The following is a 14,194-nucleotide window of genomic DNA, read 5'->3' on the forward strand; positions in this document are numbered from 1 at the left end:
CGGGGGTCTGTATACCGCCCGGTAGGAGTCGCTAGCCAGAGGTCGGACGCAATGAACTGGAACGAGTAACCCGCCCTGCGCGCAAGGGGATCCGGTCCGGGCGGCGGGTCGGCGCGGCCGACCGCGCTTGAAGTCGGAAACCGATCGGTTTACAGTGGGCGGCGCCCGTTGGAAACCGATCGGTTTTCCATCTCCCGGCCTCTGGAGTGTGAGTGTCATGACCGCGATCAAGGACTCCGTCGTCCTCGTCACCGGCGGCAGCCGCGGTATCGGAAAGGCGCTGGTGGAGGAGTTGTACGCACGTGGCGCAGGCAAGGTCTACGCCACCGCGCGCGATCCGCGTTCCGTCACCCACCCCGACGCGGTGGCGCTGCCCCTCGAGGTGACCGACCCCGGCTCCCTGGCCGCCGTCGTCGAGCAGGCGCAGGACGTCACGGTCCTGGTGAACAACGCCGGGGTCGCCCTCGGCACCGAGTTCCTGACCTCGCCGCTCGACGACCTCCGCCGCGAGTTCGAGATCAACTTCTACGGTCCGCTGCGGCTCGCCCGCGCCTTCGTGCCGGTCATCGAGCGCAACGGCGGCGGCCATATCCTGAACGTCCACTCGGTGCTGTCCTGGGTCGCCGAGGGCGGCGCCTACAGCGCGTCCAAGGCGGCCCTCTGGTCGCAGACCAACAGCCTGCGCCTCGCGCTCAAGCCGCGCGGCATCGGCGTCACCGGCCTGCACATGGGCTATGTCGACACCGACATGGCCGCGCACGCCGACGGGCCGAAGGCCGAGCCGCGGGAGATCGCCGCGGCGGCCCTGGACGGCGTCGAGTCGGGCGCCTACGAGGTGCTCGCCGACGACATCACGCGCTGGGTCAAGGGCGCCCTGTCGGGGGACCTCGGCGCCATGTACGCGCAGCGCGGCCTGTGACGGGGGCCGCGGCGGCCGAAAAAACCGCTCCCGAAGGCTTGTCGGCGAGTTGCCTCACCACTTAAATCAAAACCTGAACTAAGCAGTGCGGTGCGGTCGTCGTCCGCACCGCCACGCTCACCTCAGGGAGCCGCTGATGAGACGACTGAGATCCTTGGGCGTAGCGCTCGCCGCCATGGCGGCGCTGCTCGCCCTGCCCACCGCGCACGCGCCGGCCGCCCACGCGGCCGACGCCCCGCTGTCGCAGGGGAAGACGGCCACCGCCTCCTCCGAGGAGAACGCCGGGACCACCGCCGCGAACGCGGTCGACGGCAACACCGGCACCCGCTGGTCGTCGGCCTTCACCGACGACCAGTGGCTCCAGGTGAACCTCGGCGCCACCGCGAACGTCACCCAGGTGGTCCTCAGCTGGGAGGCCGCGTACGGCAAGGACTACAAGGTCCAGATCTCCCCGGACGGCACCGACTGGACCGACCTGAAGACCGTCACCGGCGGTGACGGCGGCACCGACACCCTCGACGTGTCCGGGCAGGGCCAGTACGTCCGGATGCAGGGCGTGCACCGCGCCACCCAGTGGGGCTACTCCCTCTGGGAGTTCCAGGTGTACGGCACCACCACCGGCACGCCCCCGGTCCAGGGCGGCGGCGACCTCGGCCCCAACGTGATCGTCGTCGACCCGTCCACGCCGAACCTCCAGGCGAAGTTCGACTCCGTCTTCGCCCAGCAGGAGTCGGCCCAGTTCGGCACCGGCCGCTACCAGTTCCTCCTCAAGCCGGGCACCTACAACGGCATCAACGCCCAACTCGGCTTCTACACCTCGATCTCAGGGCTCGGCCTCAACCCCGACGACACCCAGATCAACGGTGACATCACGGTCGACGCGGGCTGGTTCAACGGCAACGCCACGCAGAACTTCTGGCGTTCGGCGGAGAACCTCGCCATCACGCCGTCCAACGGCACCGACCGGTGGGCCGTGGCTCAGGCGGCCCCCTTCCGTCGTATCCACGTCAAGGGCGGCCTCAACCTGGCTCCGAACGGCTACGGCTGGGCCTCCGGCGGCTACATCGCCGACTCGAAGATCGACGGCACCGTCGGCCCGTACTCCCAGCAGCAGTGGTACACCCGGGACAGTTCGGTCGGCGGCTGGACCAACGGCGTCTGGAACATGACCTTCTCCGGCGTCCAGGGCGCCCCCGCCACCAACTTCGACTCCGGCCCGTACACCACGCTGGACACCACCCCCGTCTCACGTGAGAAGCCGTTCCTCTACCTGGACGGCAGCGCCTACAAGGTCTTCGTCCCCGCCAAGCGCACCAGCGCCCGGGGCGTCTCCTGGCCGGCGAACGCGGGCACCTCCATCCCGCTGGACCAGTTCTACGTGGTCAAGCCCGGCGCCACCGCGGCCACCATCAACCAGGCCCTCGCCCAGGGACTCAACCTCCTGTTCACCCCGGGCGTCTACCACCTCGACCGGACCATCGACGTCACCCGGGCCAACACCGTCGTCCTCGGTCTGGGCCTCGCCACCCTGGTCCCGGACAACGGCGTCGACGCCGTGCACGTCGCCGACGTCGACGGCGTGAAGCTCGCCGGGTTCCTCATCGACGCGGGCCCGGTCAACTCCGACACCCTGCTGCGGATCGGCGCCCCCGGCTCCACCGCCGACCACTCCGCCAACCCCACGTCCATGCAGGACGTGTTCGTCCGCGTCGGCGGCGCCGGACCCGGCCTCGCCACCAACTCGGTCGTGGTCAACAGCAACAACGTGATCATCGACCACACCTGGCTCTGGCGCGCCGACCACGGCAGCGGAGTCGGCTGGACCACCAACCGGGCCGACTACGGCCTGCGCGTCAACGGCAACGACGTCCTCGCCACGGGCCTGTTCGTCGAGCACTTCAACAAGTACGACGTCTACTGGAACGGCGAACGCGGCCGCACGATCTTCTTCCAGAACGAGAAGGCGTACGACGCCCCGAACGCCGCCGCCATCACCCACGACGGTGTGGTCGGCTACGCGGCCTACAGGGTCGCCGACACCGTGGGCACGCACGAGGCCTGGGGCCTGGGCAGCTACTGCAACTACACGGCCGATCCCACGATCGTGCAGTCCAACGGCTTCCAGGTGCCGACCGGTTCGGGCATCAAGATGCACGACCTGCTGGTGATCTCGCTGGGCGGTATGGGCCAGTACGCCCACGTCGTCAACACCACCGGGTCGCCCACCTCGGGGACCAGCACCACCCCGTCCAAGGTGACCCAGTTCCCGTGACCGGCTAGGCCGCCGCCCTCCGCCGCGCCGGGAGCCGCAGCAGCAGCCGTCGCGCCGGGCCCTCAACGCCCTCGTACAGGAGCCAGGACAGGCCCAGCGACACGGTGAAGGCGACGAGGGCGGCGGCCGTGCCGGTGAGCAGGTCGAAACGCGGGCGGGTGCCGAGCAGGTGGGTGCCCGCCCGCAGGACCAGCAGATGGACCATGTAGAACGCGAACGACAGCTCGCCGAGCCGCACCAGCCCTCGCCGCCGCCACAGCGAGGGCAGCCCCCGCAGATCCGCCTGGGCCGCCGCCGGGATGAGCACCGCGAACCCCATGAGGGTGCAGGCGGTGGCCGCGTAGTCGTCGGTGACCTGCGGGACCAGGAAGTAGCCGATGACCGCGAGCGCGAGCGAGGCCTCCAGGCCGGGGCCGCGCCACCGGCCCAGCAGCACCAGGCGCGCGGTGGCCGCGCCGAGCACGAACTCGGGCAGCCGGGCGGCCGGGAAGGAACTGATCGGCTGGTCCCACCAGTGGTGCGAGTCCGTCCAGGCCAGCGCCAGCACGGCGAGCACGGACAGCGCGGCGAGTGCCGTGGCCCCCCGGCCGCCCAGCCGCCGCAGCACCAGCGCCAGCAGCGGGAACGCGGCGTAGAAGAACGCCTCGCAGGCCAGCGACCAGCTGACCGGGTCCAGCGTCTGCCACCAGGGGCGCCACCAGGAGTGCACCAGGAAGACGTCGGCGAGGCCCTGCGGCAGGGTCGGCCGCGGCTGGCGGGGCAGCGTGAACGCCATGACCAGTGCGAGGACGACGGTGACCAGGTGCACCGGGTAGATCCGGGCGACGCGTCGCCACCAGAAGCGCGGTGCCCGGTCGCCCGGCCGCGCCGACCACATCAGAACGAACCCGGACAGGATGAAGAAGAACGACACCCCCGAGGCGCCCGCCTCGAAGCCCCAGGTCATGAGCCGGCCGCCGGTTCCGCCGAAGTAGCGGAAGTTGTGCACGTGCAGCCCGAAGACCAGCACCGCGGCCATCCATCTGAGGCCGGTGAGGGACGGCAGTGCCGGTGCCGGTGCGGACGGCTGGGCGGCGGGGGACGGGGGCGCGGCGGCCGGAGCGGTCGAGGGGGCCTGCGTCGCCGTCGTCATCGGGTCACCTGCCGGGGGGTTCGCGCGTGGAGCATGAAACGGAGCGTTGCCCGTTCCACACCTTTCATTCCGGCCACGGACGAAACATCACACCAACGCCGAGGGAAGGCCTCGGCCATATGGGCCGCCGGGGCCGGACGGGCGGGTGCGACCCTACCCGGACGGCCGACACGCGCCGTGGCCCCCGCCGGCCGCCGCGGCACCCGGCGGGACGCCGTGGCCCGCACCTTCGGGCCCCGCGCGGCGCGCCGAAACCCGGAGGCCCGAACGTGTGAGCCACCCGTCCGCGGGTTGACGCCGCAGGACCGCCCGCCGGGCGACGCCGGGAACGTGACGACAGGACCTAGGACCGGGACGGCGTGGCGACGGCGCTCGGGCGGGTCTCGTCCGGCGTGTCGCGTGCGGTCGAGGGGGACGCCGACCGCCCCGGTACGGACGTCTGCGCGGTGCCCCGGGTCGGGCGTCGGGGGGTGGGCTCCGGTGAGGTCCCGCCCCGCGTCGGCGCGACGCTCGGGCTCGGACTGGGGTCGACCGGTGCCGGGGACGCCGAGGGGCGCTGCGGGGCCGTCGGGCTCGCGGCCGGCGGTGCGAGCGGCAGCCGGGGGGTCACCGGTGCCGAGGGTGCCGTCAGATGCAGGGACAGGGCGACACCGGCGGCGACGGCGCAGGTCAGCCCGGCTCCGGCGGCCGTACGGAGCAGCCTGCGGCGGCCCGCCGCGCGCCGTACCTCCTCGTAGCGGCCCGGTGGCGGACCGAGGTGGGTGGCGGGCGGGCGCAGGATGACGGTGAGCGGGTCGTCCGGGCCGTCGAACTCCGGCTCGTCGTCAAAGCGTGTGGTCAAGGCTTCTCCTCAGATGGACGCGGAGCAGTTCTCGGGCCGCGTGCAGATCGGCCTTGACGGTTCCCTCCTTGCGACCGGTCAGTTCGGACACCTCCCGGATCGGCATGTCAGCGTAGTAGTGCAGCAGGATCGGGACGCGCAGTCGCTCCGGCAGCGACTGCACCAGCAGCCGTACCGAGGGGTCCGCCTGCTCGGCGTGCGGGCGGGTCGCGGCCTCCGAGCCGACCTGGCGTACCGCCCGGCGCTCACGCTCCAGCTTGCGCCAGTGGTCCCGCACGAGATTGGCCGCGGTGACATAGAGGAAGCCGCGCGGCTCCTCCACCTTCGTCCACCGGGCCCACAGCCGGGTGAACGCCTCCGAGGCGACCTCGTGCGCCGTCTCGTCGTCGTCGACGAGACGGCGGCACCAGCCGGCCAGGCGCGGGTACAGGGCGGCGAACAGCTCGGAGGCCGCCGTGTCACGGGACCGTTTCAACGTTCTCCAGGGTCGAAGAGGGCCGAAGAAGGGGTGCGGGGTGCGGAAGGGCCCACCGGGGAGGATGCGGGACCGGCGGTGGACGTTCCGCCGGTCCCGCGTCCCTCCGGCGGGTCAGGGCGCGGTGCCGGTCAGCGTCGCGAAGACGATCACGTTGTCGAGGTAGCCGTCCCCGCCGCGCGGTCCGCCGCAGGTGATGAGCCGCAGCTCCGGGCGGCCCACGTCCCCGTACACGTCCTTCGTCGGGAACGCGGACTTGGCGACCGTACGCACCTCGCGGACGGTGAACACCGCCGACCTGCCGTTCTCCAGACGCGTCACGACCTGCTCGCCCCGGCGCAGCTCGGCGAGCCGGCGGAAGACGCCGTCGCCGTAGGCGCCGACCGTGACATGGCCGAGGATCACCGACGGACCGACCTGCCCCGGAGTGGGGGAGTAGCGGTACCAGCCCGCCCGGTCGTGCGCGGTGACCGGCGGCACCTGCACCGTGCCGTCGGCCGCGAGGCCCAGCCGCAGCAGCGGGGTGTCGACCCCGATCGCCGGGACCCGCAGCCGGACCGGTGCGGACCGGCCGAGCGGTGTCGCCGTGGCGGACCCGGCGGACCCGGCGGGTGTGGCGGACGGTCCGGGGGGCCGCTGCCGGGGTTCGGTCGTGGCCGCCCCGTGCGGTGCCTGCCCCGCACAGCCCGCCAGCAGCGAGGCCGTCGCGGCGGTGAGGAGGGCGCGCCTGGAGAGCGGGGTCATGCCCCGGTCGCCCGGCGGCGGCGGACGACGAGCGTCGCGGCGCCCGCGGCGAGCACCACGGCGCCCGCGCCGGTGCCGATCAGCGCGCCGTCGGAACCGGAACCCGAGGACGACTCGGTGACCCCGGTGTCGGGGGCACCCTGCGGCACCCGGGCGACCTGGCCCCGGTCGCGGGCCGGCGCCGGGGTGGGCGCGGCGGACCTCGCCTCGGACGGGACGGGGGAGGGGGCGGTGGTCGGCGCGGTGCTGGCGACCGGGCTGGGGGCGGTGCCGGAGGCGAACGCGGGCACGGTGCCGCCCAGCACGGCGGTGCAGGCGAGGGCCGTGGCGCTCAGGACGGTTCGGCGCATGAGGATGCTCTCTTTCGTCGGCCCGCCGTGGTCGGGGCGGGCTGGACAACGGATCGAGCGGAGAGACGAACCGGCTCCGGGCCGGGTTGTAAAGAGCAGGCAAAGTCGTTCGCGGGGCGCGCGGATCGGCACGCCGTCAGACTTGAGCGGCTTGTTTTCTTGAATCATTCGAGTCTTTGAGGTTAGGTTGGCCCCATGACCGCATCCCAGCCTCCGACGACCGCCGATGAGCTGCGCGGTGCCGGCCTGCGGGTGACGGCCGCCCGTGTCGCGCTCCTTGAGACCGTCCGCCACGGCGACCACCTCGACGTCGAGGCCATCGCCTCGGGCGTCCGCGACCGCGTGGGTCACATATCGCTCCAGGCCGTGTACGACGCGCTGCACGCGCTCACCACGGCCGGACTCGTACGCCGTATCGAACCGGCCGGCAGCCCGGCCCGGTTCGAGGGACGCGTCGGCGACAACCACCACCACCTGCTGTGCCGGTCGTGCGGCGCCGTCGTCGACGTCGACTGCGCGGTCGGTGACGCCCCGTGCCTGACCGCTTCGGACGACCACGGCTTCGCGATCGACGAGGCCGAGGTCATCTACTGGGGCCTGTGCCCCGCCTGTTCCACCGTCAGTTCCTGAGTACGTCGATCCGCCCCTTCCGGAAGGATTTCCCCCAATGTCCGAGACCCAGGAGAACGCCGCGGGCAAGTGCCCGGTCGCGCACGACCGCGCCCCGCACCCCACCCAGGGCGGCGGCAACCGCCAGTGGTGGCCCGAGGGGCTCAACCTGAAGATCCTCGCCAAGAACCCCGACGTCGCGAACCCCCTGGACAAGGGCTTCGACTACGCGGCGGCCTTCCAGACGCTCGACCTCGCGGCCGTGAAACGGGACATCGCCGAGGTGCTGACCAGCTCGCAGGAGTGGTGGCCGGCCGACTTCGGCAACTACGGCCCGCTGATGATCCGGATGGCCTGGCACAGCGCGGGCACCTACCGCATCTCCGACGGCCGCGGCGGCGCCGGCGCCGGCCAGCAGCGTTTCGCCCCGCTCAACAGCTGGCCGGACAACGGCAACCTGGACAAGGCCCGCCGGCTGCTGTGGCCGGTCAAGAAGAAGTACGGCCAGTCCATCTCCTGGGCCGACCTCATGATCCTCACCGGTAACGTGGCCCTGGAGCAGATGGGCTTCGAGACCTTCGGCTTCGGCGGCGGCCGCGAGGACGTCTGGGAGCCGGAGGACGACGTCTACTGGGGTCCCGAGAAGATCTGGCTCGACGACCAGCGCTACACCGGCGACCGCGACCTGGAGAGCCCGCTCGGCGCCGTCCAGATGGGTCTGATCTACGTCAACCCGGAGGGCCCCAACGGCAACCCGGACCCGATCGCCGCGGCCCGCGACATCCGTGAGACGTTCCGCCGGATGGCGATGAACGACGAGGAGACCGTCGCGCTGATCGCCGGCGGCCACACCTTCGGCAAGACGCACGGCGCCGGCCCCGCGGAGAACGTGGGCGCCGAGCCCGAGGGCGCGCCGATCGAGCAGCAGGGCCTGGGCTGGAAGTCCACCTACGGCACCGGCAAGGGCGGCGACGCGATCACCAGTGGTCTGGAGGTCACCTGGACCACCAAGCCCACCCAGTGGAGCAACGACTTCTTCAGCATCCTCTTCGGCTACGAGTGGGAGCTGTCCGAGTCCCCGGCCGGCGCCAAGCAGTGGGTCGCCAAGGACGCCGAGGCGATCATCCCGGACGCCCACGACCCGTCGAAGAAGCGTCTGCCCACGATGCTCACCACCGACCTGTCGCTGCGCTTCGACCCGATCTACGAGCCCATCTCCCGCCGGTTCCACGAGAACCCGCAGGAGTTCGCCGACGCGTTCGCCCGCGCCTGGTACAAGCTGACCCACCGTGACCTGGGCCCGAAGTCCCTGTACCTCGGCCCGGAGGTGCCGGCGGAGACCCTGCTGTGGCAGGACCCGCTGCCGCAGGCCGAGGGCGAGGCCATCGACGCCGCCGACGTCACGGCCCTCAAGGCCAAGCTCCTCGACTCGGGGCTGACCGTCTCGCAGCTGGTCTCCACCGCCTGGGCGTCGGCCTCCACGTTCCGCGGCAGCGACAAGCGCGGCGGTGCCAACGGCGCCCGTATCCGCCTGGAGCCGCAGCGCGGCTGGGAGGCCAACGACCCCGACCAGCTCGCCCAGGTCCTGCGCGTCCTGGAAGGTGTCCAGCGGGACTTCAACACCGGTGCCAAGAAGGTCTCCCTGGCCGACCTGATCGTCCTCGGCGGTGCCGCCGCGGTGGAGAAGGCCGCCCGGGACGCCGGTGTCGACATCGAGGTGCCCTTCACCCCGGGCCGGGTCGACGCGACCGAGGAGCACACGGACGCCGAGTCCTTCGCGGCCCTCGAGCCGACGGCCGACGGCTTCCGCAACTACCTCGGCAAGGGCAACCGCCTGCCGGCCGAGTACCTGCTCCTCGACCGCGCCAACCTGCTCGGTCTCAGCGCCCCCGAGCTGACCGTCCTGGTCGGCGGGCTGCGCGTGCTCGGCGCCAACCACGGCCAGTCCAAGCACGGCGTCCTCACCGAGACCCCGGGCGTGCTGACGAACGACTTCTTCGTCAACCTGCTCGACTACGGCACGGAGTGGAAGTCGACCTCCGAGGACCAGACCACCTTCGAGGGCCGTGACCTGGCCACCGGCGCGGTCAAGTGGACCGGCACCCGTGCCGACCTGGTCTTCGGCTCCAACTCCGAGCTGCGTGCCGTCGCGGAGGTCTACGCCAGCGACGACGCCAAGGAGAAGTTCGTGCGGGACTTCGTCGCCGCCTGGGCGAAGGTCGCCGACGCGGACCGGTTCGACCTGGTCTGACCGGCCCCGGCCTGGTGCCCGGACCGGCTCCTCGGGAGCCGGCCCGGGCATTGCCGTCCTTGCGGGCCGTTGGCCGACTCCCCACCGGCAGGACGGCGTAGCGCGCTGCACATGAGTCGTTCTTTACTCCACCATGACCCCGACTCCCGCTGTTCACGCGGCCTTCGCAGACTCTGCACGTCCTCGAGTCACCCCCCGTACCGGCCGCCCGCGGGAGTACGAGCATGAGCCACGGTCACAGCCACGACCACGGTCACCACCATCACCACCACGGGGACGGCGACGCCGCCACGTCGCTGCCGCCCGCCCTCGATCTGTCGGTCCCCGACGAGGAGCTGACGCCCGGTCAGCTCTCCCGTCGCTCGATGCTGCGCCGCACCGGCCTGCTCGGCGCCGGGCTCGCCGCGGGCAGCGTCCTCGCCGGCGCGGGCCAGGCCGCCGCGGCGGTCTCCTCCTCGCACTCCGGCAACGGCCGGTCCGGCGGCTACCTGTGGCTGGCCGGCGACCACCACATCCACACCCAGTACAGCTCCGACGCCAAGTACCGGGTCGTCGACCACGTCCGGCAGGCCAACGCGCACGGCCTGGACTGGATGGTCATCACCGACCACGGCAGCGAGGCGCACGCCAGGATCGGCGTCGAGAAGGTCAACCCGGACATCGTCGCGGCCCGCGACCAGATCGACGACACGCTCGTCTTCCAGGGCCTGGAGTGGAACATCCCGGCCGCCGAGCACGGCACGGTCTTCGTCCACCCCGGCAAGAACGAGGTCGCCGTACTGAAGGAGTTCGAGAACTCCTTCGACGGCTCGGTCAAGGGCGCCTCCGCCGGCACCGCGGCCAACGAGGCGCTGGCCATCTCCGGCCTCAACTTCCTCGCCGAGCAGGTGCAACGCCGCAAGGTCAGGGACGCGCTGTTCCTCGCCAACCACCCGGCGCGCAAGGGCATCGACTCCCCGCACGAGATCCGGGCCTGGCGTGACGCCCAGCCCTCGATCGCCGTCGGCATGGAGGGCGCCCCCGGCCACCAGGCGGGCGGCCTGCCCAAGCCGAACGGCCCCGGCTCCGCGCGCGGCATCTACGACAACAGCCCGAGCGCCGACTCGTTCGCCGCCTACCCGCTGGAGAGCTACCGCACCTGGGGCGGCTTCGACTGGATGACCGCCACCGTCGGCGGCCTGTGGGACAGCCTCCTCGCCGAGGGCAAGCCCTGGTGGGTCACCGCCAACTCGGACTCCCACAACGTGTACGCGGACACCGCGGTGCGCGGCCCGAACAGCGACTTCAACGCCAACGGCCGCTACGAGGACCCGGTCTACGGCACCGGCATCAGCCTCACCGACACCGACTTCTGGCCCGGCCAGTACTCCCGCACCCACGTCGGCGCCGCCTCCTTCTCCTACAAGTCGGTCATGGACGGCATCCGGGCCGGCCGGGTCTGGGTCGACCACGGCGGCCTGATCAGCGGCCTGAACGCGCAGCTGCGCGCCGGCTCCCGCGCGGTCACCCTCGGCGGGGTGCTACAGGTGAAGAAGGGCAGCCAGGTCGACCTGGTCGTGGAGATCAGCCTCGCCAACGGGCCCAACTGGGCCCAGTTCGTGCCGAGTCTGGCCCGCGTCGACGTCATCCAGGGTGACGTCACCGGCAAGGTGGGCGACCGGGACACCTTCGCCACGCCCGCCACCAAGGTCGTGAAGTCCTTCGAGGTGCACCAGTCGACCGGCGCGGTCCGGCTGACGTACTCCCTCGGCCGCCTCGACAAGCCGGTCTACGTCCGGCTGCGCGGCACCGACGGCAACCGCTCCGCGGTCGGCGTCAACGGTGCCGCCGTGGACCCGGCGGGTCCGGCCATCGACGTCCTCGGCGACGCGGACCCGTGGAAGGACCTCTGGTTCTACTCCAACCCGATGTGGGTCCTGCCCGCATGACCTCCCCGCACCACCCGTCCGGCGTCCGCCCCGTCATCGGGGTGGACGCCGGTTCGGCGACCCTGCGGGAGGCCGACCACCTCATCCACGGGCTGCTGGCGCGACTGGCGCTCGGCGACGGCGTGTTCGCCTGTACCCACCTCCACCGCACCGACGACCGCCGGGGCACGGCGGTGTCGCTCGAGGTCCCGGACCCGGACGCGGTGTGGCGGGAACTGCCTGCCCTGCTGCCGGCCGGCGCCGGTCTGGTCCTGGCCGACCGCGTCCGCGGCCCCGGTGACGCGGTGGCCACCGCCCGCGGCGCGGCGCTCGCGCCCCCCGCCTCCGGCCGCGCGGTGGTCTACCCCGGCGTGGCCCGGCTGACCGGCACCGTCGCCGTCGCGGACCTGCTCGACCGCACCGCCGTCGAGCGCCTGGTCGTGCTCGGTGCCCCGGGCGCCGAACTCCCGCCCACCACCGAGGTGCTGACCCAGGACCACGTACGCCCGGAGTGGCGTGCCGGCGTCCTCACCCTCGCCCTGGTGCCGGCGGCGGGCGGACTGCTGGCCCCCTTCGAGGTGCCCGATCCGACCCCGTGCTGCGCGGACCACATCTGACGCGCGGGTAATCCCTTAGTGACATGGCCTGGTCAAATCTGTCAGGCTTCCGACTCGCACCACTCATAGCGCGTGACCCGTGACCGCTCCCCGGCACACCCCTGCCGGGCGGGCGGTCTCCGAGCAGGCCGGAATCCCGGCCGGCGTAAAGGAGTTTCGTGTGAGATCGACCCCCCACAAGGCCTTCGTGACCATCGCGTCGGCCGTCGCGGCACTCACCGCGGCCCTGCTCCCCGGCAGTACCGCGTCGGCCGCCGAGCCGGCGGCCTGCACCCCGGCCCAGCTGATCACCAACGGCGGCTTCGAGAGCGGCACCTCACCCTGGACGCAGTCCTCGACCAGCGTGATCACCAGCCGCTCCGGCCAGACCGCCCACGGCGGCTCCAGCTTCGCCTGGCTGGACGGCACCGGCGGCACCCACACCGACACGCTCTCGCAGAGCGTCACCGTCCCGTCCGGATGCGCCGCCACCCTGACCTTCTGGCTGCACGTCGACACCGCCGAGACGACCTCCTCGACGGCGTACGACAAGCTCACCGCGAAGATCGGCAGCACCACCCTGGCGACCTACTCCAACCTGGACAAGAACACCGGGTACGTGCAGAAGTCCTTCGACGTGTCCGCGTTCGCCGGCCAGACCGTCACCGTCGCCTTCACCGGCACCGAGGACTCCAGCCTCCAGACCAGCTTCGTCCTCGACGACGTGGCCCTGGACACCTCGGCCGCCACCACCCCGGGCGACACCACCCGCACCCCGGCCGCACCGTCGTACACCGTCAGCCTGACCAGCAACGCCACGGGCACCGGCTGGACCGGCCACGAGAGCGTGACCTTCACCAACGCCTCCGCGACCGCGCTCAGCGAGATCTATCTGCGGCTGTGGGACAACTACCACGGCACCTGCTCGGCCCCGCCGATCACCGTCAGCAACGTCACCGGCGGCACCGCGGGGGCCCTCTCGGTCGCCTGCACGGCACTTCAGATCGCCCTGCCGACGCCCCTCGCACAGGGCCAGAGCACCACGATCGGCTTCGACCTGGGCATCACCGTCCCCAGCGGCGCCGACCGCTTCGGCTACGACGGCGCGTTCAGCATGATCGGCAACGCGCTGCCCGTCCTCGCGGTCCGGGACGGCTCCGGCTGGCACCTGGACCCGTACACCAACAACGGCGAGTCCTTCTACTCGCTGGCCGCCGACTTCAAGGTGACCCTGGACCACCCCAGCAGCCTGCTGGTCCCGGCCACCGGCACCTCGGTCGACACCCCCGGCACCAGCGGCCGCACCGTCACCACCGCGACCGCCTCCAAGGTCCGTGACTTCGCCTGGGCGGCCGGGCCGTTCAGCAAGATCTCCGGCACCTCGCCCGGCGGGGTCCCGATCAACATCTACTCCGTCTCGGGCATCAGCTCCTCCAGCGCCCAGTCGATGCTCACCACCGCCAAGTCGGCGGTCGACGCGCACGCCGGCCGCTTCGGGGCCTACCCGTACGGCGAGTTGGACGCCGTCATCGACAACAACTTCTGGTTCGGCGGCATGGAGTACCCGGGCTTCGTCCTCGACCTGGTCAGCACCACCGCGCTCACCCACGAGATCGGCCACCAGTGGTGGTACGGCATCGTCGGCGACGACGAGTACAACAGCCCCTGGCTGGACGAGGCGTTCACCGACTACGCCACCGACCTGGCGCAGGGCCTGACCGGCACCAACTGCTGGAACAGCGTGTCCTGGGCCTCGTCGGCCGAGAAGATCACCAACTCCATGGCGTACTGGGACGCGCACTCCTCCCGCTACTCCACCGTCGTCTACGGCTACGGCAAGTGCGCCCTGCACGACCTGCGCCGCCTGATCGGCGACACCGCCATGACCAACCTCCTGAAGAGCTACGCGAGTTCGCACTGGTACGGGGTCTCGACCACCGCCGAGTTCAAGGCGGCGGCCCAGGCGGCCACCAGCACGGACCTGACGTCGTTCTGGACCACCCACCGCATCGAGGGCTGACCGGAACGGTCCGCGACCCACGCGTGGGACGGCCGCGAGCCCGCGGCCGTCCCACGCCGGGCGTGCACCGCGCCGGAG

The 14,194-nt window shown here is 71.9% G+C and carries 12 protein-coding genes; 7 read left to right on the plus strand and 5 right to left on the minus strand.

Going from position 1 to position 14,194, the window contains the following annotated elements; genetic code table 11:
* Positions 1-217 precede the first annotated feature (217 nt).
* Both AAW13_RS25795 and AAW13_RS25800 read left to right on the plus strand, forming a co-directional pair.
* Positions 218-919 carry an SDR family oxidoreductase gene (locus AAW13_RS25795; RefSeq protein ID WP_046734497.1) on the plus strand — a complete coding sequence of 234 codons (702 nt, stop codon included), beginning with the start codon at positions 218-220 and terminating at the stop codon, positions 917-919.
* Between the two features lie 136 nt (positions 920-1,055).
* Complete coding sequence (locus AAW13_RS25800; RefSeq protein WP_046734498.1) at positions 1,056-3,191, plus strand: discoidin domain-containing protein; 2,136 nt, start codon at positions 1,056-1,058, stop codon at positions 3,189-3,191.
* 4 nt (positions 3,192-3,195) lie between these two features.
* On the opposite strand, the gene AAW13_RS25805 is transcribed toward AAW13_RS25800, so the two are convergent.
* The 5 genes from AAW13_RS25805 to AAW13_RS25825 all read right to left on the minus strand — a co-directional run bounded on the left by AAW13_RS25805 (position 3,196) and on the right by AAW13_RS25825 (position 6,733).
* On the minus strand, positions 3,196-4,323 hold the full coding sequence (locus AAW13_RS25805; RefSeq protein WP_046734499.1) for an acyltransferase family protein: 1,128 nt from the start codon (positions 4,321-4,323) through the stop codon (positions 3,196-3,198).
* Positions 4,324-4,666: 343 nt separating this feature from the next.
* Positions 4,667-5,164, minus strand: coding sequence for a hypothetical protein (locus tag AAW13_RS25810; protein WP_046734500.1), 498 nt, complete (start codon positions 5,162-5,164; stop codon positions 4,667-4,669).
* On the minus strand, positions 5,148-5,639 hold the full coding sequence (locus AAW13_RS25815) for an RNA polymerase sigma factor (RefSeq protein ID WP_046734501.1): 492 nt from the start codon (positions 5,637-5,639) through the stop codon (positions 5,148-5,150). The genes AAW13_RS25810 and AAW13_RS25815 overlap by 17 nt, the downstream gene beginning before the upstream one ends.
* A gap of 114 nt (positions 5,640-5,753) precedes the next feature.
* Positions 5,754-6,383 carry a class F sortase gene (locus tag AAW13_RS25820; RefSeq protein WP_046734502.1) on the minus strand — a complete coding sequence of 210 codons (630 nt, stop codon included), beginning with the start codon at positions 6,381-6,383 and terminating at the stop codon, positions 5,754-5,756.
* Positions 6,380-6,733 carry a Tat pathway signal sequence domain protein gene (locus tag AAW13_RS25825; protein WP_046734503.1) on the minus strand — a complete coding sequence of 118 codons (354 nt, stop codon included), beginning with the start codon at positions 6,731-6,733 and terminating at the stop codon, positions 6,380-6,382. Before AAW13_RS25825 ends, AAW13_RS25820 begins: the two co-directional genes overlap by 4 nt.
* 195 nt (positions 6,734-6,928) lie before the next feature.
* On the opposite strand from AAW13_RS25825, the gene AAW13_RS25830 reads away from it, so the two are divergent.
* The 5 genes from AAW13_RS25830 (at position 6,929) to AAW13_RS25850 (ending at position 14,116) form a co-directional block, all read left to right on the plus strand.
* Positions 6,929-7,363 (plus strand): Fur family transcriptional regulator, encoded by a 435-nt coding sequence (locus AAW13_RS25830; RefSeq protein WP_046734504.1) that lies wholly within the window; start codon positions 6,929-6,931, stop codon positions 7,361-7,363.
* Between the two features lie 37 nt (positions 7,364-7,400).
* Complete coding sequence (katG, locus tag AAW13_RS25835; RefSeq protein ID WP_046734505.1) at positions 7,401-9,593, plus strand: catalase/peroxidase HPI; 2,193 nt, start codon at positions 7,401-7,403, stop codon at positions 9,591-9,593.
* A gap of 224 nt (positions 9,594-9,817) precedes the next feature.
* Positions 9,818-11,521, plus strand: a complete 1,704-nt coding sequence (locus AAW13_RS25840) for a PHP domain-containing protein (RefSeq protein WP_046734506.1) — start codon at positions 9,818-9,820, stop codon at positions 11,519-11,521.
* On the plus strand, positions 11,518-12,117 hold the full coding sequence (locus AAW13_RS25845) for a hypothetical protein (protein WP_046734507.1): 600 nt from the start codon (positions 11,518-11,520) through the stop codon (positions 12,115-12,117). Before AAW13_RS25840 ends, AAW13_RS25845 begins: the two co-directional genes overlap by 4 nt.
* 160 nt (positions 12,118-12,277) lie before the next feature.
* Positions 12,278-14,116 carry a M1 family aminopeptidase gene (locus tag AAW13_RS25850; RefSeq protein ID WP_046734508.1) on the plus strand — a complete coding sequence of 613 codons (1,839 nt, stop codon included), beginning with the start codon at positions 12,278-12,280 and terminating at the stop codon, positions 14,114-14,116.
* Positions 14,117-14,194: the final 78 nt, after the last annotated feature.

This window comes from Streptomyces humi, assembly GCF_001005085.2.
In the GTDB taxonomy this organism is placed as follows: domain Bacteria; phylum Actinomycetota; class Actinomycetes; order Streptomycetales; family Streptomycetaceae; genus Streptomyces; species Streptomyces humi.